The organism is uncultured Pseudoflavonifractor sp. (assembly GCF_944387275.1).
GTDB classification, from domain to species: domain Bacteria; phylum Bacillota; class Clostridia; order Oscillospirales; family Oscillospiraceae; genus Pseudoflavonifractor; species Pseudoflavonifractor intestinihominis.
In genome coordinates, this window is the sequence record NZ_CALXEG010000042.1 from 1 (window position 1) to 24,393 (window position 24,393).

At 62.1% G+C, this 24,393-nt stretch carries 25 protein-coding genes; 3 read left to right on the forward strand and 22 right to left on the reverse strand.

Annotated features, from left to right (window positions below; all coding sequences use genetic code 11):
* From glmS to Q0K23_RS10375, 12 genes are all read right to left on the reverse strand, one after another.
* Positions 1 to 1,244, reverse strand: a 1,244-nt coding sequence (gene glmS / locus Q0K23_RS10320) for a glutamine--fructose-6-phosphate transaminase (isomerizing) (protein WP_294521694.1), incomplete at its 3' end; no start/stop codon positions are given.
* Positions 1,245 to 1,503: 259 nt separating this feature from the next.
* A complete protein-coding gene (locus Q0K23_RS10325; protein WP_294521696.1) occupies positions 1,504 to 3,786 on the reverse strand; it encodes an FAD-dependent oxidoreductase in 2,283 nt (760 codons plus the stop codon).
* Positions 3,787 to 3,819: 33 nt separating this feature from the next.
* Positions 3,820 to 4,548, reverse strand: coding sequence for a hypothetical protein (locus tag Q0K23_RS10330; RefSeq protein ID WP_349230902.1), 729 nt, complete (start codon positions 4,546 to 4,548; stop codon positions 3,820 to 3,822).
* Positions 4,545 to 4,700: a hypothetical protein gene (locus Q0K23_RS10335; protein ID WP_294521698.1), complete on the reverse strand. Its 156-nt coding sequence runs from the start codon at positions 4,698 to 4,700 to the stop codon at positions 4,545 to 4,547. The genes Q0K23_RS10330 and Q0K23_RS10335 overlap by 4 nt, the downstream gene beginning before the upstream one ends.
* 13 nt (positions 4,701 to 4,713) lie before the next feature.
* A complete protein-coding gene (locus Q0K23_RS10340) occupies positions 4,714 to 5,505 on the reverse strand; it encodes an acyl-CoA dehydratase activase (protein WP_294521700.1) in 792 nt (263 codons plus the stop codon).
* Positions 5,506 to 5,519: 14 nt separating this feature from the next.
* Entirely contained in the window at positions 5,520 to 7,082 is a 1,563-nt protein-coding gene (locus Q0K23_RS10345) for a 2-hydroxyacyl-CoA dehydratase family protein (protein WP_294521702.1), read from the reverse strand.
* A 1-nt stretch (position 7,083) separates the two neighbouring features.
* Complete coding sequence (locus Q0K23_RS10350; protein WP_294521704.1) at positions 7,084 to 8,292, reverse strand: 2-hydroxyacyl-CoA dehydratase family protein; 1,209 nt, start codon at positions 8,290 to 8,292, stop codon at positions 7,084 to 7,086.
* Between the two features lie 27 nt (positions 8,293 to 8,319).
* The gene (locus Q0K23_RS10355) at positions 8,320 to 9,081 is read right to left on the reverse strand and encodes an AAA family ATPase (RefSeq protein ID WP_294521707.1); all 762 of its coding nucleotides are present in this window, start codon (positions 9,079 to 9,081) and stop codon (positions 8,320 to 8,322) included.
* Between the two features lie 119 nt (positions 9,082 to 9,200).
* On the reverse strand, positions 9,201 to 9,839 hold the full coding sequence (locus Q0K23_RS10360) for a TetR/AcrR family transcriptional regulator (RefSeq protein ID WP_294521709.1): 639 nt from the start codon (positions 9,837 to 9,839) through the stop codon (positions 9,201 to 9,203).
* 289 nt (positions 9,840 to 10,128) lie between these two features.
* On the reverse strand, positions 10,129 to 11,082 hold the full coding sequence (gene hprK, locus Q0K23_RS10365) for an HPr(Ser) kinase/phosphatase (protein ID WP_294521711.1): 954 nt from the start codon (positions 11,080 to 11,082) through the stop codon (positions 10,129 to 10,131).
* A 398-nt stretch (positions 11,083 to 11,480) separates the two neighbouring features.
* Entirely contained in the window at positions 11,481 to 12,848 is a 1,368-nt protein-coding gene (locus tag Q0K23_RS10370; RefSeq protein WP_294521713.1) for an MATE family efflux transporter, read from the reverse strand.
* Positions 12,848 to 13,441, reverse strand: a complete 594-nt coding sequence (locus tag Q0K23_RS10375) for an AAA family ATPase (protein ID WP_294521717.1) — start codon at positions 13,439 to 13,441, stop codon at positions 12,848 to 12,850. The genes Q0K23_RS10370 and Q0K23_RS10375 overlap by 1 nt, the downstream gene beginning before the upstream one ends.
* Before the next feature lie 246 nt (positions 13,442 to 13,687).
* Here Q0K23_RS10375 and Q0K23_RS10380 point away from each other — a divergent pair, with 246 nt between their 5' ends.
* Positions 13,688 to 14,551 (forward strand): NAD(P)-dependent oxidoreductase, encoded by an 864-nt coding sequence (locus tag Q0K23_RS10380; protein WP_294521720.1) that lies wholly within the window; start codon positions 13,688 to 13,690, stop codon positions 14,549 to 14,551.
* A 54-nt stretch (positions 14,552 to 14,605) separates the two neighbouring features.
* Here Q0K23_RS10380 and Q0K23_RS10385 read toward each other — a convergent pair whose 3' ends face one another.
* The 4 genes from Q0K23_RS10385 to yedE all read right to left on the reverse strand — a co-directional run bounded on the left by Q0K23_RS10385 (position 14,606) and on the right by yedE (position 17,257).
* Positions 14,606 to 15,562, reverse strand: a complete 957-nt coding sequence (locus Q0K23_RS10385) for a tRNA-dihydrouridine synthase (protein WP_294521723.1) — start codon at positions 15,560 to 15,562, stop codon at positions 14,606 to 14,608.
* 130 nt (positions 15,563 to 15,692) lie between these two features.
* Positions 15,693 to 15,938 (reverse strand): DUF3343 domain-containing protein, encoded by a 246-nt coding sequence (locus tag Q0K23_RS10390; protein WP_006575205.1) that lies wholly within the window; start codon positions 15,936 to 15,938, stop codon positions 15,693 to 15,695.
* A 1-nt stretch (position 15,939) separates the two neighbouring features.
* Positions 15,940 to 16,146, reverse strand: a complete 207-nt coding sequence (locus Q0K23_RS10395; RefSeq protein ID WP_294521729.1) for a sulfurtransferase TusA family protein — start codon at positions 16,144 to 16,146, stop codon at positions 15,940 to 15,942.
* Positions 16,147 to 16,162: 16 nt separating this feature from the next.
* The gene (gene yedE, locus Q0K23_RS10400; RefSeq protein WP_294521732.1) at positions 16,163 to 17,257 is read right to left on the reverse strand and encodes a YedE family putative selenium transporter; all 1,095 of its coding nucleotides are present in this window, start codon (positions 17,255 to 17,257) and stop codon (positions 16,163 to 16,165) included.
* Between the two features lie 222 nt (positions 17,258 to 17,479).
* Here yedE and Q0K23_RS10405 point away from each other — a divergent pair, with 222 nt between their 5' ends.
* Positions 17,480 to 18,652: an aminotransferase class V-fold PLP-dependent enzyme gene (locus Q0K23_RS10405; RefSeq protein WP_294521735.1), complete on the forward strand. Its 1,173-nt coding sequence runs from the start codon at positions 17,480 to 17,482 to the stop codon at positions 18,650 to 18,652.
* Entirely contained in the window at positions 18,652 to 19,557 is a 906-nt protein-coding gene (locus tag Q0K23_RS10410; protein ID WP_294521738.1) for a selenium metabolism-associated LysR family transcriptional regulator, read from the forward strand. Before Q0K23_RS10405 ends, Q0K23_RS10410 begins: the two co-directional genes overlap by 1 nt.
* Positions 19,558 to 19,634: 77 nt before the next feature.
* Here the strand turns inward: Q0K23_RS10410 and Q0K23_RS10415 are convergent, their stop codons facing one another.
* The 6 genes from Q0K23_RS10415 to Q0K23_RS10440 form a co-directional block, all read right to left on the reverse strand.
* Positions 19,635 to 19,820: a hypothetical protein gene (locus Q0K23_RS10415; RefSeq protein ID WP_294521741.1), complete on the reverse strand. Its 186-nt coding sequence runs from the start codon at positions 19,818 to 19,820 to the stop codon at positions 19,635 to 19,637.
* Positions 19,821 to 19,860: 40 nt separating this feature from the next.
* Positions 19,861 to 20,403: a hypothetical protein gene (locus Q0K23_RS10420; RefSeq protein ID WP_294521744.1), complete on the reverse strand. Its 543-nt coding sequence runs from the start codon at positions 20,401 to 20,403 to the stop codon at positions 19,861 to 19,863.
* A gap of 146 nt (positions 20,404 to 20,549) precedes the next feature.
* Positions 20,550 to 21,329, reverse strand: a complete 780-nt coding sequence (locus tag Q0K23_RS10425; RefSeq protein WP_294521746.1) for a hypothetical protein — start codon at positions 21,327 to 21,329, stop codon at positions 20,550 to 20,552.
* A 504-nt stretch (positions 21,330 to 21,833) separates the two neighbouring features.
* Positions 21,834 to 23,000: a pyridoxal phosphate-dependent aminotransferase gene (locus Q0K23_RS10430; RefSeq protein WP_294521749.1), complete on the reverse strand. Its 1,167-nt coding sequence runs from the start codon at positions 22,998 to 23,000 to the stop codon at positions 21,834 to 21,836.
* 10 nt (positions 23,001 to 23,010) lie between these two features.
* Entirely contained in the window at positions 23,011 to 23,454 is a 444-nt protein-coding gene (locus Q0K23_RS10435) for an ACT domain-containing protein (RefSeq protein WP_294521752.1), read from the reverse strand.
* An 18-nt stretch (positions 23,455 to 23,472) separates the two neighbouring features.
* A partial coding sequence (locus tag Q0K23_RS10440; protein ID WP_294521753.1) for a phenylacetate--CoA ligase family protein occupies positions 23,473 to 24,393 on the reverse strand: 921 nt, incomplete at its 5' end.

Consider the following 24,393-nt stretch of genomic DNA (forward strand, 5'->3'; position numbering starts at 1 on the left):
AGGTAGATCACCGCCAGCTGGGTGGAGTAGGCCTTGGTGGTGGCCACGGCGATCTCCGGCCCGGCCCAGGTGTAGAGCACATCGTCGCTCTCACGGGCGATGGTGGAGCCCACCACATTGACGATGGACAGCAGCCGGGCCCCCAGCCTGCGGGCCTCCCGCATGGCGGCCAGGGTGTCGATGGTCTCGCCTGACTGGGAGATGACCAGGGCCAGGGTCCTGGGGGTGACGATGGGGTCGCAGTACCGGAACTCAGAGGCCAGGGTCACCTCCACCGGCTTGCGGAGCAGCCGCTCCAGGGTGTACTTGGCGGCCATGCCCACGTGGTAGGAGGAGCCGCAGGCGATGACGTAGATCTTGTCCAGGGCCTTCAGGTCCTCCGCCGTCAGGTTCAGACCCTCCAGCACCACACGGCCGTCCTGGATCCGGGGGGAGATGGTGTCCCGGAAGGCCTTGGGCTGTTCCATGATCTCCTTGAACATGAAGTGCTCGTAGCCGCCCTTCTCCGCGGCGGAGATCTCCCAGTCCACGTGGTGCTTCTCCTTGTGCACCGGCTGGAGGTAGGGATGGTTGTAGACCTGGATGCCGTCGGCGGTGAGCACGGCGATCTCCCCGTCGTCCAGGTAGTACACGTCCCGGGTGTACTTGATGACGGCGGTCACGTCGCTGGCCAGGAAGTTGAAGCCCTCCCCCAGACCCAGGATCAGGGGGCTGTCCTTCCGGGCGGCGATGAGCCGGTCGGGGCAGTCGGAGCAGATGACGCCCAGGGCGTAGGCACCGTTGATGCGGTGGAGCACCTTGGTGAGGGCCTCCAGAATGTCGCCCCGGTAGTAGTACTCCAGCAGCTGGGCCACCACCTCGGTGTCGGTCTGGGAGACGAACTCCACCCCCTTGGACTGGAGAAATTCCTTGATCTCCACATAGTTCTCGATGATGCCGTTGTGGACCACGGCGATGTGGCCGCTCTGGCTGACCTGGGGGTGGGAGTTCACGTCAGAGGGCGCGCCGTGGGTGGCCCAGCGGGTGTGGCCCAGGCCCACGGTGCCGTGGATGGCCGCGCCGCCGTCCACCATCTCGGAGAGCACCTTGAGCCGGCCCTTGGCCTTGGCTACCTGGAGCCCCTCGGTCTGGGACCACACCGCGATGCCCGCCGAGTCGTAGCCCCGGTACTCCAGCCGGCTCAGGCCGTCCAGCAGAATGGGGGCGGCCTCTTCCCTTCCTATATATCCTACAATACCACACATGGCAGATTTCCTCCTGTCACCTGGATGTTTCGTCCCAATCGTTCCATATGTTTCATCTTATGAATTGTTTCCAATCTTTTTTCACATTTTTATGAAACAACATTTTTATTATAGCGGCATGCCGTGCCCGTGACAAGAAAAAATTTTTTGTGCCCGTGCCCAATTTCTCTGTGACCCGATCCGGAAAAAACGGCCCCTGTCCCGCCTGGTCGGGGGACAAGGGCCGTCCTGTTTCAAGTATTCTCACGCGCCGGCGGATTTATACCTCTTCCGCCAGGCGGAAAGCCGCGCGGTTTGCCTCCAGCACACGGCCGCCGGCGAAGCTGTCGCCGATGTTGTAGATCTCCGGGGCGGCATTGGCCGCCAGGGCCTCGTAGTAGGCGGCGTCGTCCGGGCGGCCGCCCATGGCCAGCACCACCAGGTCCACGTCCAGCACCATCTCCCTGGTCTCGGGGCCCAGCTTGGGCGCCAGCGGGTTGGGGATGTTCTCGGGCAGCAGGGGCTGCCAGGTGTTGTAGGGGTCGGGGGCGCCCTTGGACACGTTGCGGCTGATGTGGATCTTGCCCGGCTCAAAGGCGGTGACCTTGGCGCAGTTGTACAGCTCCACCCCCGCCTTCTCCATGTAGTGCAGCAGGTGGCCCCGGTTGGCGGTGCACACGCCCTGCATGAAGTTGGGCAGCATCTCCACCACCTTGACCTCCCGGCCCTGCTCATACCGCAGCCAGTAGGCCGTCTCGCAGCCCACCACGCCGCCGCCGGCCACCACCACCTTCTTGGCATCTCCCAGCAGACTGGGGTCCACCAGCAGATCCACCGCCTGGACGGCCTTCACCTTGTCCAGGCCGGGGATGGGCGGGCAGGCGTTCTTGGTGCCCACGGCAAAGACGATGGTGTCGAACTTCTGCTCCGTCAGCCACTCCGTCGTGACCGGCGTGCCCAGGCGCAGGGTGAAATTGGGCAGCTGCTGGGCCTGGCGCACCTGCTCGTTGAGCCAGTCCAGGTAGTTCTTGAAGTCGAACTTCACCGCCGGCACGCTGCCGGGCACCACCCGGCCGCCCAGCTTGCCGCTCTTCTCCAGCAGCTCCACGGTGTGGCCCCGCCTGGCGGCCTCCACGGCGAACATGATGCCCGCCGGGCCGCCGCCCACCACGGCGATCTTCTTTTTCTTCTTCGGCTCAGGCCCGTGCTGAGGCAGACTGTCCTCAAAGCCGGTGCGGGCGTTGACGGCGCACTGGATGTGGCCGCCCTCCACAAACTCGTTGACGCAGCCCTCCTGACAGCCGATGCAGGGACAGATATCCTCCACCCGGCCCTCGTAGGCCTTGTTGCACCACTCCGGGTCGGCCAGCAGAGGCCGGCCCAGCATGACCATGTCGCAGTCGCCGCTGCGCAGGGCCCGCTCGGACACGTCGGGGTAGCCCAGCTTGCCCACGGCCACCACCGGCACCTCCACCCCCGCGTTGGAGCGGATGCCCTTTTTGGCGAAGTGCTCCTTCACGATGCGGGACACGGGCAGGAAGCAGCCCGCCGGCATCCCGGCAGGGGGATGGGGCAGCCACCAGTTGTCGTAGCAGCCGATGTCCACGTCGAAGAGGTCCACGCCCGCCTTCACCAGGTTTTCCATGTAGTCCAGGGTCTCGGCCACGCTGCGGCCGTTCTTGAACTTCTTCAGGGAGGCCACCTGGTCCATCCGGCCGCCGTAGGTCTCGTTGAGGGCCAGGGACAGGTCGATGCGGTACATGATGGGGTAGTTGGGCCCCACCCGGCGGCGGATCTCCTTCACCATATCCAGACCGAAGCGCTGCCAGTCGGCGTACTTGCCCAGCTTGCGGCGGTTGAAGGCCCGGTTGGTCATCTGCTCCAGCAGGTAGCCCTCGTGGCCGTGGAGGTACACGCCGTCAATGAGGCAGGCCTTGGCGTCCGCCGCCGCCTGGCCCGCGTTCTTGATGATACGGGTCAGCTTCCGGTCGGAGAGGCGGAGGCAGGGCAGCTCGGGGATGTAGAAATTCCGGTTGAAGGAGGCAGACACGGGGAACTTGGTCTGCTGCACCAGGCAGGTGGGCGGGCCCACACGGCCCAGGCCGGGGGTCAGCTGGATGAAGAAGCGGCTGCCGTACCCATGGCACTGCTGGGCCAGGTCCCGCCAGCCCGACATGAGGGTGCGGGCGGGGCTGATGCGGGGCATCATCACCTTGCCCCCCACCTCGGTGACGGTGGGGTCGATCTTGTCGCTGATGGGGATGAGGCCGGAGGTGATGAGGCCCACGCCGCCTTTGGCACGGGCCACAAAGTAGCGGATCATCTTCTCGCTGGGCCGCCCGTACTCCTCGCACATCATCAGGTTGCCCATGGGTGCCATGACCACCCGGTTCTTGATGGTCATGCGGTTGACCCAGATGGGGGAAAAGATGGACGTATAGGGGTAGAGCTCCTTGGTCATGCGGGCCGCGTTGCCCGCGCAGTTCTTCACGCCTCCCTCAAACCAGTCGCCGAAGTGGTCGCACAGCTCCTGGATGGGCGCGTCGGTTCTCAGTTCGCTCAAAGCCAAAGTACCTCCTTGTATGGCGCTGCGGGCTCAGCTGCCCCGGCGGCGCCGGATTCCGTGCATCTCCTTCAGGCCTTCCACCTCGTCGCACACCGGCTTCCACTCGCAGGCCTTGCAGTCCATGTCCACATCGTCCAGGATGTGGTTGAGGGCGCCGGTGATCTTGCCGGTCTTTGTGGCCAGGTCGTCCAGGTCCCGATAGGGGGCCTGGGGCAGTGTGATGAAGATCACCTTCACCGCCTTGACAAACCGGCTGCGGCGGTACTGCCGGATGAACAGGTTGCCCACCTGCTCGAAGGTCAGCCCTTTGTCCAGGGCCTTCCGGGACACCCGGGCCTGCTCCCGATTGGAGAAGGCGGCCGCCCGGATCATGTACCCCTCGGGGTACACGCCGTATTTCTTGGTCTCGATTCCCTTGATGATGGCAAAGGCGGCCTGCTCCCCGTCCTTGGTGATGTCCTCAGTACGGAGAATGGTGATACGGGCAAAGCTGCAGTCCCCTTTGATCTCGGGCAGGTCGGGGCCGTAGAGCACCACCTCGTCCCGGGGCACCTGCCCCTCGTCCTCGGTGAGAAGCAGGCAGCTGACGCTGTCGCAGGACAGGGCCCCCAGCTCGTAGGCCGCCTCGCTGCCCAGGATCAGCTGGTTCTTTCCCCCTTCTTTGGCCGCCCGGGCCGGATCTGCGGCCCAGGTCTTGGGCGTATAGGGGGCGAGGCAGCGGTTCACGTCGGCAATGACGGCGTCATAGACATTCATCACAGCTTTTCTTCCACATCCTTCGAATCGTGGTAGGCCATAAGCTTGTTATAGAGCTTCTCCGCCATCTTCATGTCCGCGTTGGTGATGTACATCAGGAAGGACAGGACGAAGAGGGCGGCGATGACGATCAGTACGATCCAATACCAGGCCATATTGCGGTCCTCCTTACTCCAAGCCCTTCTGCCGGGCGTACTCCGCGGCGCCCAGGGCGCCCATCAGCTGGGGGTCCACCGGCAGGTCGATGACCTTGACACGCAGCACGTTCTCAATGGCGGCCTTCAGGCCCTTGTTCTTGGCGCAGCCGCCGGTGAGGGTGATGTGGTCCTTGGCGCCCGCCTTCTTGGCCATGACGAAGCAGCGCTTTGCCACCGACTGCTGGATGCCGGCGGCGATCTCGTCCCGGGGCTTGCCCTCGCCCACCAGGGTGATGACCTCGCTCTCGGCAAAGACGGTGCACTGGGCGGTGATGGGGATCACGTTCTTGGCCGACAGGGACAGCTGGGAGAACTCGTCCAGGGTACACTCAAAGGCCCGGGCCATGGCCTCAAAGAAGCGACCGGTACCGGCGGCGCACTTGTCGTTCATGGCGAAGTTGAGGACGGTGCCGTCCTGGTCGATGGCGATGCCCTTCACGTCCTGGCCACCGATGTCGATGATGGCCTTCACCGTGGGGTCCACCACGTGGACGCCCATGGCGTGGCAGGAGATCTCCGAGATGTTCTCCTGGGCCTGGGGCACCTTGTTGCGGCCGTAGCCGGTGCCGATGAGGTAGGTCAGGTCGCCGATGGAGGACAGGCCGTCCACCTTGGCCACCGCCTGGTCCAGAGCCTCCTTGGCGCTGAGCTCCGAGTTGATGCGGCTGCGGATGGTCACGTCGCTGACCATCTTGCCCTTCTCATCCAGAATGACGCATTTGGTGTAGGTGGAGCCTACGTCGCACCCGCCGAAATATTTCATCTCTGTATCCCCCTTTACCATGTCAGGTCGTCGTCATAGTCCACCAGCGTGGGGTCCAGGGGCTCAGCCCGGAACACGGTGGTCATATAGCGGTTTACCCGGTCCCGCATGGCCTTGCGGGACACGGTGCGCGGGTCCATCAGGTCGTGCTCGATCCAGATCAGGTGGATGCCCCGCTCTCTGGCCTGCTCCTCAAAGAGGCCCTGGAGGCCGGCGAAGTTCTTGCAGGACACGTGGTTATACATGAACACGATGTTGGCGTTGAACTTCTCGCACATCTTCCAGCACTCGTCCAGAGCGTTGATGTAGCCGCCGTTGGAGTGGGAGCGCATGGTCATCCGCTCGTAGCCCCGGGCCATGTCCACCAGCACCTTCTCCTTGTCGTGCTCGTCGTAGTGGTGGTAGGCCAGCATACACTCCATGTCCACCAGGGTCTTGATGCCCCAGCAGTTCTGGGCCCAGTAGGTGAAGTTGGAGTAGTAGTGGGCCGGACAGCTCCAGACGATGGCACGGTAGCGGGGCTTGTCGTCAATGGCCACCGAGTGGGCATAGCCCTTCTTCATCAGCTTGTTGACCTTGGCGTCGTACATGCACATCTTGGGGTCCAGGGAGCTGGCGATCTGCATCTCATACTCCCGGTGGAGGGCCAGGGCGGCGCCGCAGATCTGGGGGTAGTCGGTACAGTTCACGTCCCACTTCTCGATCATGTAGTTGGACTCCTTGTTGTACCGCTTCACGCCCTCAAAGAAGGCGTTCCAGTCGAACTTGACGCCGAACTGCTTCTCGATGAACTCGATGCAGCCCCACAGGTTCTTCACCGCATACTTCTGCACCTCAGGCTCGTTGAAGCGCTGGGGCGGGGTGACCTGGTAGTTGGGCAGCTTGAAGTACCGGTTGCTGTACATGGTGCTGGCCACCGAGCCGTCGCAGGGCATGGAGCTGGAGATGTAGGCCGCGCCCACCTTGGGGTAGTCGTCCACCACGCAGCAGCCCGCCTCGGCGGCAGGCAGCGGGCACACGTCGGAGGCCAGGCCGTAGTGCTCTACCGCGTCGATGTAGTAGATGTTGGCCTGCTGGTCCACCTCGCCCACCACGAAGATGGGGGCCATCTGGATGGGGATGCCCTTCAGGGTGGGGAAGCCGTTCATCAGCTGGATGGGCATCATCTCGTCAAAGATGACGGTCTTGGACCGCAGCTCCGCCGCCTTCTTGGAGTTGGGGTTCAGGTTCTCGTCCCGCTCCAGCAGGTCCCGGATCATGCCGGCGGAGTTCTGGAGCACGGCGTAAAACTGCTGGTGGGTGTAGCGCAGCTCATAGCCCCGCAGGCCGATGGTGTGCCGGTCCAGGAAGGCGGGGGTGGTGATGTAGGACACCAGCCAGCGGTACCGCTTCAGGCCCTTGAGGAACTGGGGCAGCACCGGCCCCAGCTTGACGCCCAGCATGCCCAGCAGCTTGAGCCAGCGGCCGTAGTCATACAGAGTGTCCTTCAGGCCCTTCCACTCCCGGCGCTTGGTGCACCGGTGGTCGGCGGAGTACAGATTGCCCAGGCCCTTTCCGGTTTTGGGATTGTACGCCATCTCACTTCACCTCCTGGCCGCGCTTGGCCTTGATCTTCTTGATCTCGATGCTCTCCACAAAGGCCTGCACCCGGGTGCGCAGCTGACCGCTGGTGCGGGACATGTAGGGCCGGTCGATGGACAGGGTGGGGATATTGTACTCGTTGTGCATGATGTGGCTGGCCAGGGCCCGCTCGTAGGACCAGTAGGTGCAGAACTTGATCTGCTCGTAGATGATGCCGTCGGCGTGGAAGTCCTTGGCCAGCTGGGCGGCGAAGTCCAGCCGCTTCTGCACCTTGTGCTGGGCCGAGTGGCGCACGCACAGGGTGGTCTGGAGGTAGTTGCGGCACACCTGGGTGAGGGCGTCCTCGTCGTCGGTGAGGACGATCTCCTGGCGGCCGGGGAAGCTGCCGTAGCAGAACCGGTCGGCCACCACCAGCGCGCCGCTGTCCTCGATCAGGCTGATGAGCTCCGGGTCGTCGATCTCGGAGCCCACCACCACCACCTTGGCCCGGAAGTGCTTCTTCGGGTCAGGCTCTCTGGTCTTCAGCTCCTCCAGGGTCTCACGCAGTTTGTCCACCACCAGGTCCTTGGGGCAGACGTAGGTGGCCAGAGTCAGGATGTGGAACTCGTATCCGGTGATGGTGGGGTTGTCCAGCTTGCGGTAGTTGCCGATCTCGGTGATGAGGCGGCAGATCTCGTTGTGCCGCTCCACCGCGTCCCGGATGGCCTGGTCCGAGGTGTCGATGCCGTAGTTCTCCCGGAGGGGCTTGAGGATCTTTCGGGACAGCTGCTCCCGCAGGTGCTCCACGCAGTCCTCGTTGTCCGAGCAGGGGGAGTCCAGGTTGCACCAGAAGAAGCCCTTCTTGTCCGGGTCGCTGACCCCAAGCAGCTCCATGTTCTCCATGCTCCGGTTCATGCACTCGCACACGTCCACGCCCGCCATGGCGTCCAGGAACTTGTAGCCGCCCTCCAGTCCACGCTCCAGCAGGGCCCGGGCGTACTCGCAGGTGGCGTTGGACATGTAGTAGGTGGCCACCTCCATGGAACCGGTGCGGGGCGCCCGCAGCCGCACCGAGAAGCAGCCCTCCAGATTGAGCAGCACCTCGGGCATGTGGTAGCAGGTGTACCCCAGGGCCAGGCGGCCGTCCGCCTTGGCCTGGCGCACCAGCTCATTGTTGGCGTCGTCCAGCAGCTTTTCAAAGTAGTAGAGATGTTTTAAGTCCCGCATATCGCACCTTCCTTCCGTCCGGCGGCGTCAGGCGATGCCCAGGGCCTTCAGCGCCCGCTGCACGCCCAGCACCAGGTTGGAGTCGTCCGGCAGCTCCATCACGCTTCTCCCCTGCACGTCGCACAGGGCCAGGTTCTTGTCGTCGGGAATCTCGGAGAGCACCGGGATACCGCCCGTATCGATGTAGCGGGCCACCTGGGGGTCGTTGAGCCGGTTGATGATGACGCCGATGGCCTTGTACATCACCAGCTCGTCGGCCACCTTCTTGATGGTCTGGATTACCTGGGTGCCCTTCTTGCTGGGGTCGGTCACCAGGATCAGGTGGGTCACCCGCTCCATCACCCGGCGGTTGACCTGCTCGATGCCCGCCTCGCCGTCGATGACCACGTAGTCGAACTCGTCGGACACCATGCTGATGACCGCCTTCAGGTAGGAGTTGATGCTGCAGTAGCATCCGGCCGCCTCGGGCCGTCCCACCGCCAGGAAGGCGAAGCCGTCCTGCTCCACCATGGCGTCGAAAATGCGGAACTTGGACTCCCCCAGCAGCTCGATGGCGGTCTTTTTGCTCTTGTCCTCCTCGCCGGAGGCGGTGATGGCCTTGCGGATGTCGTCGATGGTCTCCTTGACCTGCACGGCCAGCGCCGTGGCCAGGCCCACCGCCGGGTCGGCGTCAATGGCCAGGATCCGGGCCTCCGGATGGTCCCGCACCAGCTGCCGCACGATGGCGGCCGAAATGGAGGTCTTTCCCACCCCTCCCTTTCCGGCCACGGTGATGACTGCGTTGCCCATGTTTTGCTCCTCCTTTGTCTCTGTGTTGCACACGTCTAATCTGTCAGTCTCTCTGACATTTATAGGTATGAAAAAAGGGCGTCAAGCTTTCCTCCCAAAAGCCCGCCTGATTTTTTTCGTTACGTCAGAAAATCACCCCGGAACGCGGCGGTGAACACGTCGCACAGCTGGTCCATCCGCACCCGGGCCTCCTCCCGGCTCAGCTGGTTCCTGCTCCAGCTCATCTTCTGCATCACGCCCAGAATGGAGTCGTAGGCGTTGTAGTACAGGTTCTTCACATCCACCCTGGGGGACACGCTGCCGTCGGCCAGCCCCTGGCGGATGGCCCGCACCAGCGGGCTGTCCGACCGCTCGAACTGCTCCGGCGGCCAGTGCACATCGTCCCGCTCCCGGCCCGCCCGGCTGAGGATGACCTCCGCGTCGGCGCAGAAGCGGATCTGGTCGGGGTACTCCAGGTACATGTGGGAGTAGAACCGCAGCATCCGGTGGATCTGCTCCAGCCCGGTCATGCCCGGACGGCACATCTCCCGGCCCCGCCGGTCGGCCTCACGGGTCATGTTGTCGTAGTAGAGATAGACCGCCGCCTGGATCAGGTCCACCTTGGTCTTGTAGTAGCGGTAAATGGACCGCTCCGTCAGGCCGCAGGCCCGGGAGATGTCCGCCACCGTGGTGTTCCCTGCTCCCTGGCGGGTAAAGACCTCCAGAGCCGTCTCCACCACCAGCCGCTTGTTCTGTTCCCGGATCTCTTCCAGCGACATACCGCACTCCTTCCCATTTCGTAGTATTGCTCTGGATTCATTGAAACACAGTTTTGGGGGAAACGCAATGCTTTGGAAGGAGGTTGTTAAATTTTTGGCATTTTACCCTGTTTCGGTCGCCGTATTTTGTGTACTTTTTCTCTTTCTCCCCTGGATTTCTCCGCTTATTTTATACAATTTGACATTTGTCCCATTGATTTTTTCCTGAATCATCCAGCCATGGCAGAAAAACAGCGGGCTGCGGAATCTCTGTTCCGCAGCCCGCTGCCAATGGCGCTCTATCCAGTTTTCAGCCCTTGAGCTGCTGGCTCATGGCCTGGTCAAAGTGCTCGTTGATCTGCTTGGTGAACTCCAGGGCGGCGTTATAGCCCATCTTCTTGTGGCGGTTGTTCATGGCCGCCACCTCGATGATAATGGCCAGATTCCGGCCCGGTTTCACCGGCACGGTGAGGGCGGGGATCTGCACGTCCAGGATGGTGGTGTACAGGTTCTCCAGGCCCAGGCGGTCGTACATGGCGCCGTCCTTCCACTGCTCCAGGTTGACCACCAGGTCGATGTCCGACTCCTCCTTGATGGCGGACATGCCGAACAGGCGGCGCACGTCGATGACGCCGATACCCCGCAGCTCGATGTAGTGGCGGATGAGCTCGGGGGCGGTGCCCACCAGGCGCTTGGTACCCGCCCGCTTGATCTCCACCGCGTCGTCGGCGATCAGGCGGTGGCCCCGCTTGACCAGCTCAATGGCGGTCTCGCTCTTGCCCACGCCGGACTCGCCCAGCAGCAGAACGCCCTCGCCGTAGATCTCCACCAGCACGCCGTGGCGGGTGATGCGGGGGGAGAGCTCGGTGCGCAGGTAGGCGATCAGCGCGCTCATGAAGGTGGACGTGGTCTCCTGGGTGCGGAGGATGGTGCGGTCGTACTTCTCCGCCATCTCCATGCACTCGGGGAAGGGCTCCATGCCCCGGGAGATGATGAGGCAGGGGATGTCCCGGGCCAGAAGATTGTCAAAGCACTCCCGGCGGGCCTCGGGGGTCACGCCGGTGAGGTAGGTGGTCTCCACGCGGCCGATCATCTGGATGCGCTTGGGGTCAAAATAGTCAAAAAATCCGATGAGCTGGAGGCCGGGACGGTTCACGTCCTCGGTGCGGATGGCCCGGGTCTCGTAGTCCTTGCCGCCCCGGATGACCTCCAGATTGAATTCACTGATAAGCTTCCCCAGCGGGACGCTGTATAAACTCTCCACTGAGCGTACCTCCCCGTTTTTGTTTTAGGCGCAAGATTGGAGGAAAATCTCAACAATCATTACGCCCTCTCTCAGGGCGCGTATGCGCTCCGAGAGAAATACGTACTGCAACAATGGCTGAATCCTCAAACGGTTCACACGAGCCGTTTGAAAAGAATTGTGCGGCTGCGCCGCACGAATAAACCGCAGAGCAGTTTATTCATCAGACATTAGTATACACACTTACCCTCTGTTTGACAATGCCCTTCTTCCAGAAACTTGTGCATTTTACCCTTTCTCTCTCCCCCAATACCTTCCAGAATTGTGCGTGTCCAACACTGTCCCACCGATTTGCCCTCCCCCACGGCAGGAAAAGAGCCGCGGAACATTTCCGCGGCTCTCAGGTGTCTCTCGGTTTTTTACTGGTCCAGGGGCTTGATCAGCTTCTGGTAGGTGCGCGCCAGGAAGACGGTGCTCAGGGCCAGGGAGGACAGTTCGGCGATGGGGAAGGAATACCACACCAGGTTCACATCCCCCAGCTTGGCCAGCAGCCAGGCGGCGGGCAGCAGCACCACCAGCTGGCGGACGATGGACACGATCATGCTCTGGATGCCCTCGCCCAGGGCCTGCAGCATGGCGGAGATCACCACGCAGTAGCCGGCAAAGACAAAGCTCAGGCTGATGATCCGCAGGGCGGGCACACCGATGGACAGCATGTTCTCGTCGGCCTGGAACAGGAGGAAGATCTTGTCCGGGATGGTCTGCATGACCAGCAGGCCGATGAGCATGATGATCACCGCGTACAGCACACCCAGCTTCACCGTCTTGAGCAGCCGGTCCTTCTTGCGGGCGCCGTAGTTATAGGCGATGATGGGCACCATGCCGTTGTTCAGGCCGAACACGGGCATGAACACAAAGCTCTGCACCTTGAAGTACACGCCCAGCACGGCGGTGGCCGTCTTGGTGAAGGTGAGGAGGATCTGGTTCATGCCGAACACCATCAGGGAGCCGATGGCGTTCATGATGATGGAGGGGGCGCCCACGATGTAGATGCGGCGGATGATCCAGCCGTCAACGCGGAAGCCCTTCAGGGACAGCTTGATGTCGTGGTTGCGGAAGTGGTTGAACAGGATGGCCATCACAGCGGCCACCACCTGGCCCATGACCGTGGCCACCGCCGCGCCGGCCACCTCCAGCCGGGGGAAGGGGCCGATGCCGAAGATGAGCAGGGGATCGAAGATGATGTTGAACACCGCGCCCACGCCCTGGGTGAACATGGTATACATGGTCCGGCCGGTGGACTGGAGCAGCCGCTCGAACATGACCTCCATAAAGATGCCGCAGGAGAAAAAGCTGCAGATCTGCATATACTGGGTGCCGTACTCCACGATGACGGGCTCGTTGGCGACCTGGACCATGTAGAAGGGCCGGGCCAGCAGGGTGCCCGCCACCATGAACACCACGCAGGTGATGGCGGCCAGCAGCACACCGTGCTCGGCGGTGCGGTTGGCCCGCTCATAGTCCTGCTCGCCCAGGCTCTTGGACAGCAGCGCGTTGACGCCCACGCCGGTGCCCACTGCCAGGGCGATCATGATGTTCTGGATGGGAAAGGCCAGGGACACCGCGTTGAGGGCGTCCTCGCTGAGTTGTGACACGAATACGCTGTCCACCACGTTGTAGAGCGCCTGCACCAGCATGGCCAGCATCATAGGCACCGACATGGTGATCAGCAGCCGGTTGACGGGCATGACGCCCATCTTGTTCTCCTGGGGTACACTGTTTGACATTACTTGCCCTGTCCCTCCTTGGCCAGCGCCGCCGTGCGGATCAGCTCCACGGCGGTGTCCAGGCCCAGGGCGGAGTTGATGCACAGATCATAGCTCTTCCGGTCGCCCCAGCGGACGCTGGTGAAATAGTTGTAGTAGGAGGCGCGCTGCTTGTCCTTGCGGGCCACAAACGCCTCCATGTTGGCCTCCTTGTCGCCGTACTCCTCCACGGCCCGCTGAATGCGCTCCTCCATGGGCGCATAGATGAACACCCGCAGCAGGTTCTTATACTCCCGCAGGATGTAGTCGGCGCAGCGGCCCACGATGACGCAGCCGCCCTTGGACGCCAGGTCCTTGATGACGCCGGACTGGGCGATGAACACCTGGTCCTGGGTGGACAGGGACTGGGCGGAGAAGTACAAATCGTAAATAAAGCTGTTGGTGGGACGGCGCTCGGCGTCGCGAACAAAGTTCTCGGCAAAGCCGGTCTTCTTCACCACGCCCTGGATGACCTCCTTGTCGTAGAAGGGGATGTCCAGCGCCTCGGACAGCCGCTTGGCCACGAGGCGTCCGCCGGAACCGTATTCACGGCCGATGGTAATCACAGTTTTCATTCCACACACCTCCAAAATTTCGCGAAAACCCCGTTTGCAGATGAAAAAAACCGCCCGGGACGGCGGCGCTTCTGGTTACATTGCTATTATATCGAAGCATCTCCCTATCGTCAATCGTTGCGCCGCGCTTTTGTGGAAAAAGCTGTGTTTTCCGGCGCAGCCCCCAGCCGCTTCTGTTTCTCCTTGACAGCGCCCCTCCCCTGTTTTACCATAAAGGCATCAGAGCTGTGAAAGGAGCGGATCGAGATGAAGAAAATCGCGTTTATCGGCGTGGGAATTATGGGCAAGTCCATGGTGCGCAACCTGATGAAGGCCGGCTATTCCCTCACCATATACAGCCGCACCAAGTCCAAGTGCGAGGACGTCATCGCCGAGGGCGCCGTCTGGGCGGATACGGTGGCCCAGTGCGTCAAGGACGCGGAGGCTGTGTTCTCCATCGTAGGCTTCCCCAAGGACGTGGAGGAGGTCTACTTCGGCGACGGCGGCGTCATCGCCAACGTCCGGCCCGGCGCCCTTATCGTGGATATGACCACCAGCTCCCCCGCCCTGGCCGTGCGCATCTGGGAGGCGGGCAAGGCCAAGGGCCTGCGGCCCCTGGACGCCCCGGTCACCGGCGGCGACACCGGCGCAAAGGCGGGCACCCTGTCCATCCTGGTGGGCGGCGACAAGGACGACTTTGACGCCTGCCTCCCCCTCTTCCAGGCCATGGGCAAGATCATCGTCCACATGGGCGCCGCCGGCGCGGGCCAGCACGCCAAGCTGGCCAACCAGATCGCCATCGCCGGCGCCCTGTCCGGCGTGTGCGAGGCCCTGACCTACGCCAGGGCCAACGGCCTGGACCTGGACGAGCTGCTCTCCGCTATCTCCGCCGGAGCGGCCGGCTCCTTCCAAATGCAGAGCCTGGGGCCCAAGATGGCGGTGGGCGACTTTGCCCCCGGCTTCATCATGAAGCACTTCATCAAGGACATGGTGCTCTCCGAAGAGGGGGCTCAGGCGGTGGGGCTCAAGCTGCCCGTGCTGGAGCAGGTGCTCTCCGAGTGCCGCAGCCTGGACGAGGCCGGGCTGGGCAGCCTGGGCACCCAGGGGCTTATCCGCTACTACGAGAAATAAGCTCTTTCGCAGAAGAGGGCGGGTGCGCTGCGCGCACCCGCCCTCTTTTTATCCTTACCACTCCCCCGCCGGAGCGTCCAGCAGCGGCAGGGTGCGGAACACCTCGTCCACCGCCGACTCTAACTCCCCGGTGTCCGCCGCCTTGCGGATGCGCCGCTCCAGCTTCTGGCTGTCCCCGAAGAGGTGGATCAGGTAGGACCACACCTCCTTCATCCGCAGCATGGCGTTCCGCCGGCTGCCGAAGGCCGCGGCGTAGCTCTCGTACAGCTCGCTGTGGAAGGCCCGCAAAGTCTCCAGCCCGGCGGGCCTCTCCCCCTTCAGCCGCCCCGCCAGGGACGGGTCGGCCACCAGACCCCGGCCCATCATCACCGACTCCACCCCCGGCCAGCGCGCCGATATCTTCGCCCAGTCCGCCGGGGTGACTACGTCCCCGTTGTAGCACAGGGGCGCCCGGCTCATGCGGACCGCCAGGTCAAAGTATTCCGGCCGCACCGGTTTCTTGTAGAAGTCGCTGCGGATGCGGGGGTGAACCGTCAGCTCGGCCACCGGGTAGCGGTTGTACAGCTCCAGCAGGGGGCCGAGCTCCTCCGGGTCGCTCATACCCAGCCGGGTCTTGATGGAGATGGCCACCGGTGGGGCGGCAAAGATGCCGTCCAGCAGCCGCTCCAGCTCCTCCCGCCGGGCCAGCAGACCGGAGCCCTTGCCCTTGGCCGTCACCGTCCCCGAGGGACAGCCCAGGTTCAGGTTCACCTCCCGGTAGCCCATGGCCGCCAGCTTCCCCGCCGCCCAGAGGAAGTCCTCCGGCTGCCTTGTCAGCAGCTGGGGCACGGCGTGGACGCCCTCGTTGTGCTCGGGAAGGATGTCGTCCAGCTCCCGGCGGGTGAAGTTGTGGTCCTGCCGGGGGGAGAGAAAGGGCATGTAGTACCGGTCCACGCCGGGGAAAAACCGGCTGTGGCAGTTGCGGAAGATATATCCTGTAATGCCCTCCATGGGGGCGAAATAACATCTCATACGGTTCACCTGTCTGCTGAAAATCTTCTGTCACGCAGGCAACATTATAGCGGGATTTCCCCCGCCCGTCCACCCCACCGGGCAAAAACGGAGGCCGGAGCGTCATATTGCGCTCCGGCCTCCGCCGCTTTCAGCTGTTCTCCGCCCGGTACACGGTCCGGTACCCCTGGGCGGTCACCTCCACCGCCTGTTCCACCTCGTCGCTCCAGGTATCCGACGGGCAGGGCTGCTCCCCCTCGTAACGCACGCAGGTGCCGCAGCTGCTGCTCAGATCCCGGGGCACGGGCATGATCCTGGCGGTCATCTTCCGGGCCTCGCACTGCTTTTTGAAATGCATGGCCCCAAAATGGGAGTAAAACGTGGCGATGTAGGTCATGTCACTTGGTGATGGACAGGGTGAACTCCCCGTCCTTCTCCTCCACCGACACCTGGTAGCCCTGGTGCACGGCGTAGCGGGTCACGTTCTCCCGGGCGGTGGGGTTGTCCACCACCATCTGATAGGCCTTTTCCCCGGAGGCAATGGCCTTGCGGATCATCATGACGGGTTCAGGGCAGGAGAGCCCTCTCGCGTCCAGCAGTTTCATGGTGCATTCTCCTCTCTTACGCTTTTGCAGTGTCCTTGCGGAAGGTGTTGAAGCAGGCGATGAGGGCCACCACCACGATGCCGATGATGACGGCGATCTTGCCGTTGGCCGTGGGGCCCTCGCCGCTGGAGGCCAGGCCGAAGTTGTGGGCAAAGGCGGCGCCCGCCACCAGGCCGATGACGGCGATGGCGCTGTCGGTGTTGCCCTCGCCGGAGAGCACCAGCTGGCGCAGGGGGCAGCCGCCCAGCAGCACGCAGCCGAAACCGGTGAGCAGCATGCCCAGGGCGTTCCACAGGCCGTCGGTGTGGGCCACCGGCTGGCCGGCAAAGCCCAGGTTGAAGTAGGTGCCGTCGGTGGCGGCGGTGAGGATCAGGTTGCACACCAGGGCGCTGACAAAGATGGCCATAAAGCCGATGAGCAGCTTCCACTCCCGGAAGAGCACCACGTCACGGATGCCGCCCACCATGCACAGGCGGGTCTTCTGGGCCAGGGCGCCCACGATGAGGCCGGCGGCCAGGCTGAGGATGATGGGGGCGTGCTGGGCGCCGGGGCCGCCGCCCGCCTCGGTGAAGTGGATGAACACGGGGGCCGCCACCAGCAGCACCAGCAGCACCACCTGGATGATGGGCAGCAGACGGCCCTCCAGGGCGGGCAGCTGATAGGTCCGCTTGAGGGAGTAGCCCTTGGTGAGGAAGAACACGCCCAGCAGGATGCCGCACACAAAGCCCACCAGGCCGAAAATGGCGTTCAGGTCGCCGCCGGCCAGACGGAGGATCATGCGGAAGGGGCAGCCCAGGAACATCAGGCAGCCGATCATGACGAAGAAGCCCAGCACAAAGCGGGTCAGCGGGGCGCTGCCGCCCTTGGGGGAGAACTCCTTGCGGAAGGTGGCCAGCAGGAAGCTGCCCAGCACCAGACCGATAATCTCAGGCCGGATGTACTGCACGTTGGCCGCTGAGTGGAGCCCCAGGGCGCCGGCGGTGTCCCGCAGGAAGCAGGCGATGCAGAAGCCCATGTTCAGCGGGTTGCCGAAGAGCACCAGCAGCGCGGCGATGATGCCGATTGCCAGGCCTGCCACCAAAATTTCTGTCTTTCCATTCTTCAAACCCATACACACACACTCCTTTTTGTCGGGTAAGTCCAGTATAGTGGAAGCAGGTTGGGATTTCCAATATCAATTATTAATGAATTAAAAGTTGTTATTTGATATTTTGATAAGTATGTGGTAGAATGATGGAAAATCTCACAGTCCGTTTCTGTCGAATGCCCTTCCTTTTGGTCAAAACAGGGGCATCCGGCAGGCCGGACCGCGGTATGGATGGGAGCGGATGGAATGGATACCATCTATTTTGACAACGCATGCACCACCTTTCCCAAGCCCAGGGCGGTGCCTGACGCCATGTACGACTATATGACCCGGGTGGGCAGCAACATCAACCGGGGCTGCTATGAGCGGGCCTACGACGTGGAGGAGCTGGTCTACGACACCCGGGAGCGGCTCTCCAGGCTCTTTGACGGCCCGGAGTGCAAGAACGTGGTGTTCACCCGCAACATCACCGAGAGCCTGAACGTGCTGCTCAAGGGCTTTCTCAGGCCCGGCGACCACGTCATCACCTCCTCCATGGAGCACAACGCGGTGATGCGCCCCCTGGTGCAGCTGGAACAGCAGGGGGTGTCCTTCACCCGGGCGGCCTGCGGTCCGGACGGCACCCTGGACCCGGCTGTGCTGGAGAGGGCCCTGCGGCCCAACACAAAGGCGGTGGTGATGACCCACGCCAGCAACGTCTGCGGCACCCTGCTTCCGCTCAGGGAAGTGGGGGCCTTCTGCAGGGCCCACGGCCTGCGGTTCTTCGTGGACTGCGCCCAGACCGGCGGCGTGTACCCCGTGTCCATGGCGGACATGGGCATCGACGCCCTGGCCTTCACCGGCCACAAGGGCCTGCTGGGGCCTCAGGGGGTGGGCGGCTTCCTGCTCAACCCCGAGTTGGTGGGGCAGATCACCCCCCTGCTCTCCGGCGGCACCGGCAGCATCAGCCACACGGAGGAGGTCCCCGACTTCATGCCCGACCGCTTTGAGCCGGGCACCCCCAACCTGCCCGGCATCGTGGGCCTCCACGCCGCCCTGCTCTGGCTGGAGGAGACGGGCATGGAGGCCATCCGCGCCCACGAGCTGGGCCTCACCGCCCGGTTCCTGGAGGGCGTCGACGCCCTGGGGGACAAGGGCCGGGCCATCCGGGCCGTGGGCCTGCCGGGGACCGAGGGCCGCACCGGCGTGGTGTCCGTGGAGACGCCGGGCCGTGACATGGCCGGGGTGGCCTACCAGCTGGACAGCACCTACGGCATCATGACCCGGGTGGGCCTCCACTGCGCACCCTCCGCCCACAAGACCCTGGGCACCTTCCCCGCCGGCACCATCCGCTTCTCCTTCGGCTGGTGGAACACCGAAGCGGAAGTGGACCGGGCCCTGGACGCCCTGGACGCCATCCTGGGGGAGGCAAACCGCTGATGGACATGAAGCAGCTCCAGTCCTTTACGGCAGTTGTGAAGTATCGCAGCTTTACAAAGGCCGCCGCACGGCTCTACCTCTCCCAGCCCACCATCAGCACCCACATCCGCAACCTGGAGGAGGAGCTGGGCACCTGTCTCATCATCCGCACCAAGCGGAGCGTGGACGTGACCCCCAGGGGCCAGGAGCTCTACGAGTGTGCCTGCAACATCCTCAGCCTGCGGGACAACCTGATCCGCCGCTGGTCCTCCAACGAGAGCAGCATCATCCAGCTGGGCGCCTCCACCATCCCCTCGGCCTACATCCTGCCGGAGATCCTCCCCGCCTACGGCAAGGAGCACCCGGAGGCCTACTTCATCATCCACCAGAACGACAGCCGCGGCGTGGTGGAGGGCATCCTCAACGGCAGCTTTGACCTGGGCATGATCGGCATGAAGTACGACCATGAGGACCTGACCTGTATCCCCTTCTACCGGGACCGGATGGTGCTCATCACCCCTGTGGACCCCCGTTTCCTGGCCCTGAAGGAGCAGGAGTCCCCCCTGCGGGAGCTGCTCCAGGAGCCCATCATCCTCCGGGAACAGGGCAGCGGCAGCAAAAAGAGCGCGGAGTATTTCCTGGAGAGCATGGGGGTCACAGAGGACCAGCTGAAGGTCACCGCCCGGGTCAACGACCAGGAGTCCATCAAGAACCTGGTGGCAGGCGGACTGGGCATCTCCATCATCTCGGAGCGGGCCGCCCTCAACTTCGTGCAGGAAAAGCGGGTGCTCCTCTTCGACCTGCCCGACCAGGTCTCCCGGCGGTACTTCTACTTCGTGATGAAGCGGAACTCGGTCCTCAGCGAGCACATCAGGGCCTTTATCGCCCATGTGAAAACGTATTATGCCCTGGGCGAGGAGCACTGATCCATGATATGCTGCATACAAAAGCGCCGTCCCGGCTCTGTTGAGAGCCGGGGCGGCGCTTTTTCCAGGCGGAGCGTTTAAAACGAGAGGCCCAGCATGTCCATGACCTGTTTTCCGTCGTTCCTGTCGAGGAGCAGCGGTGTGTTGGCGCTTGTGATAATGGTATAATAGCCCCCCGGGGTCTCCTGGATGGCGCTGATGGCATCGATGTTCAGCAGCGTGCGTATTCTTGTGTTATAGTCCATGACCTTAATAAACCGCATGACCAGTTCCTTCTCTTGTCTCTTCCGCCCCTGCCGCATGTCACTCCGCCAGGGGGATTTCGTACTTGTCCGCCAGCTCTTTGAGGTATTCCACCAGGGGCTCCTGTCCTCTCACTCCGTCCAGATTCTGGTTGACCCCATAGAGACCGTCCTCCCCGGCGAAACCCTCCGGGGAGAGGGCCAGGGTCAGGTGAAGGCTCTCGCTGGAGCCGCCGTCCCCGCCCTGAAGGAGGATGAGGTAGGCCGTCTCCGTACCGCCGGTGCGCAGGACCGTCTGCCCCGGCCGGCGGAAGTAGGTGAGCTCCCCGCACAGGCGGAGCACCTCCGCCCGCTCTTCTTGGGTGAGCTCCAGCGGCTCCCCCAGCGTGAACTGGAGAAGCACGGAGGTGCGCTGGGGGTCGAGAGTGACGGAGAAGGGCAGAAAGTACCACACCGCTGCCGCAGCGCAGAGCAGGGCCCCGGCGGCGGCCCCCCAGCGCAGCTTCTTCCCCCTGGCCAAAAAGGCGCAGAGCAGGGCCGCGGCTCCTGCCGCGGCAATCAGGAAAATGCCGTAATGAGAAACCCAGGCGGTCAGACCTTCCATTGGGGTCTCCTTTCCCATTTACCAGGTTGGCTGGGGAACGCCGTACTTGTCCGCCAGCGCTCTGACATATTCCACCAGCGGCTCCCAGCCGTAGACCCGGCTGTAGGTACCATTATGATAAACAAATCAGTTAAAATTTAACTATACTATTTCTCAACCCACGAAAAACTTGGAGGATACTCTGTAAATGTAACTTTCAGCACATTGCCAGCTCCTAAATGGAGCCAAGAATACGCACTTTCCATCTGGGCATGATAGTTGGCTGTATATACTGTCTGTGCGTTAAAATCTACCTGCCATGTTTGAGGTGGAGTTTCACCATCATGAAACACAGTATATGGATAGACAGTTCCCACTTCCTCAGAGGTAAGCATTCTAAACGTACTATCACCCACATAAGATGGAAGTTTTTCAACGTACATTCCTCGACAACGTGCCTCAAGCTTATAGCAGGATTGTAAAAAAGCAGCCGGTTTAATTTGGTAATTTCCAGGTGCGCTCATTAACTGCCGCAAAATGCTAAATGGAAGCGTTATATTTGAAAAAGCATATCCGACTACAAGATCAAAGGCTCCGTTTGCCCAATGCTGCAATGTCTCGTCGTCAGAAGGAACTTCACGTATAAAAGTTTTTTCATACTCCATATAAAAATCTGCATAGAAATCTGTACCTTTATAGGTTCCGAAATAAGATGGCGTTGATGTTTCTGCCGTTGGAACCAGTACTGAAATTGATGTTAAAAGTCCATCTTCGTCATTGGAAATAATATCCAGTTCTTCAAGGCAAGCCGTTTCAATATACTCATAGCCTTGTTCAGTTAACCTAAGTGATGCTATATAATCTTGCGCAATGGATTTGTTTAGTATGTTTTGTTCTTTGACTGCTGTTGAGACAGAATTTAAAGCAATAGCTTGAGCTTCGGGCACCTGCTGAAAAGAGATTTGATACCGAATATAATCTTCGCAGATCTCGACAGAGGTTTCAGCATTCTGAGAGGAAAGATTTAGTGTGGAACTATTTAACTATTTAACTATTTAATGTGCTCTGAACTGCCAGCGCCGCTGAACTCTGCGCCGTCAGGGCGAGAACAGTAACAAGGGCAAGCAACGCTTGGAAGCATTTCCTCTTTTGCCTCATTTTGAATTCTCCTTTCCCATAAATGGAACACACAGCGTTTTCTCCTGTCCGTCTCACTCCCGGAAGTTCAGCCTTAAATCATGGGATTCACCTCCTTATCTTTTCATTCCCTTTCGCGGATTTACTTGCAAGAATATAATACCATATTACCATAAATATCGGAACTCAAAATAAAATATTTGTGCAAAATTCCCATTCCCAAAATAACAGTCACCCGCAAAAGCGCCCGGACACTGATTACAGTGTCCGGGCGCTGCATCCAGCTCGAGATATGCACGGGAGGAGTTGGCCGCTCAGCCCATCTTCTCCCTGATATGGCTCAGCCGGTCCAGGGCCTCGTTGAGGGTCTCGTCCTTCTTGGCGAAGTGGAGCCGCACGATGTTGCGCACGTCCTCCATGAAGAAGGAGGTGCCGGGCACGGCGGCCACACCCACCTTCCGGGCCATCTCCTCGCAGAACTCCACGTCGGTCTGTCCCTTCTTCAGGTAGGGGCCGATGTCGGCCAGGACGAAGTAGGTGCCCTGGGGGTCGGTGAAGGGAATGCCGATGTTCCGCAGGCCGTCGGTGAACAGCTGCTTCATGTGGGCGTAGTGGGCGGAGAACTCCTCATAGTAGCTGTCCGGCATCTCCAGCCCGGCGATGGCCGCCTCCATCAGGGGAGACGCCGCGCCCACGGTGTTGAAGTCGTGGTACTGCTTGATTTTGTCCATGATGGGCTTGGGGGCGATGGCGTAGCCGATGCGCCAGCCGGTGATGGAGTAGGTCTTGGACAGGGACGAGCAGGAGATGGTCCGCTCCCACATGCCGGGCATGTTGCACATGTACAGGTGCTTGTGGGGGGCGTAGACGATGTGCTCATACACCTCGTCCATGATGGCGTACACGTCGTACTTGACGCACAGCTGGGCGATGAGCTTCAGCTCATCCTCGGTGAACACCTTGCCGCTGGGGTTGGAGGGGTTGCAGATGATGATGGCCTTGGGGTGCTGTTTGAAAGCGTCCTCCAGCACGTTGGGGTCAAAGTTGAACTCAGGCGGCACCAGGGGCACATAGATGGGCTCGCAGTCGGCAAAGAGGACCTGGGCGTGGTAGTTCTCAAAGTAGGGGGAGAACAGCACCACCTTGTCGCCGGGGTTGGTGATGGCGAAGATGGTGTCCACCATGGCCTCGGTGGAACCGATGGTCACCACCATCTCGGTCTCCGGGTCGATGTCCCGGCCCATGAACCGCTTGCACTTCTTGGCCAGGGCCCGGCGGAAGTTGGGGGCCCCCATGGTGATGGGGTACTGGTGGGGTCCGGCGTGGGACACCTCGGCCAGACGGTCCAGCAGGGCCTTGGGCGGGTCAAAGTCGGGGAAGCCCTGGGCCAGGTTGATGGCGTCGCTGGCGATGGCAATACGGGTCATCCGGCGGATGACCGAGTCGGTAAAATACTGGGTCTTTTTACTCATGGGCTGCATAGCGGTTCCCTCATTTCTGTTCGTCTTGGATGCCCAGCTCCCCGTGGAGGGCGGGCGGCATGCCGTTGTCCTTCAGCAGGGCGGCCAGACGGTCCAGGTCGGCCACCCGGAAGATCATACAGGCCCGGCCCTGGACCTGGCCGAACACGGAGTAGACATACTCCACGTCGATGTTCTCCTTGGCCAGCAGGGTGAGGATCTTCCCCAGGGCGCCCGGCTCGTCGGGTACCACCACCGCCAGCACCGGGGTCATGGACAGGATGAACCCGTGCTCCAGCAGCAGCGTGGCCGTCCGCTGGGGCTTGTCCACAATCATGCGCAGCACGCCGTAGTCGGCGGTCTCGGCGATATGGAGGGCCCGCATATTGATCTGATTGGCGGCCAGGATGGTGGTGATCTCCGCCAGCTGTCCCGCCCGGTTCTCCAGGAACACGGAAATCTGTTGGATGGTCATGATGCGCCAGCTCCTCTCTTAAATCTTCCGCTTGTCGATGACGCGGACCGCCTTGCCCTCGCTGCGCTGGATGGACTTGGGGGCCACCAGGCGGACCTTGGCGTAGATGCCCAGCATAGCCTTCAGGGCGGCCACCACCTGCTTCTCCTTCTCGGCCACCTGGCTGAGCTGGTCGGAGAACATCTCCGGGGTCATCTCCACCAGCACCTCCATGGTGTCGGTGTTGTTGACCCGGTCCACGATGATCTGGTAGTTGGGCGCGAAGCTCTGGCCCAGGAGCACCGTCTCGATCTGGGACGGGAACACGTTGACGCCCTTGACGATGAGCATGTCGTCGCTGCGGCCCATGGGCTTGCTCATCTTCACATGGGTGCGGCCGCAGGGGCAGTCCTCGTGGTGGAGCACGCAGATGTCCCGGGTGCGGTAGCGCAGGAGGGGAAATGCCTCCTTGGTGATGGAGGTGAACACCAGCTCGCCCTTGCTCCCCTCGGGGAGCACCTCCCCGGTGTCCGGGTCGATGATCTCGGCGATGAAGTGGTCCTCGTTGATGTGCATGCCGGTCTGGGCGGAGCACTCAAAGGCCACGCCGGGGCCGGACAGCTCGGTGAGGCCGTAGATGTCGTAGGCCTTGATGCCCAGGGTCTTCTGGATGTCCTGGCGCATCTCCTCGCTCCAGGCCTCGGCGCCGAAGATGCCCGCCTTCAGAGGGATCTCCTCGGGGGTGAGCCCCATCTCCTTCATGGTCTCGCCCAGATAGGCGGCGTAAGAGGGGGTGCAGCAGAGGATGGTGGCGCTCAGGTCCCGGATGAACATGATCTGCCGCTCGGTGTTGCCCGAGGAGGTGGGGATGGTCAGGCAGCCCACCTTGTGGCTGCCGCCGTTGAGGCCGGGGCCGCCGGTGAACAGGCCGTAGCCGTAGGACACCTGGCACACGTCCTC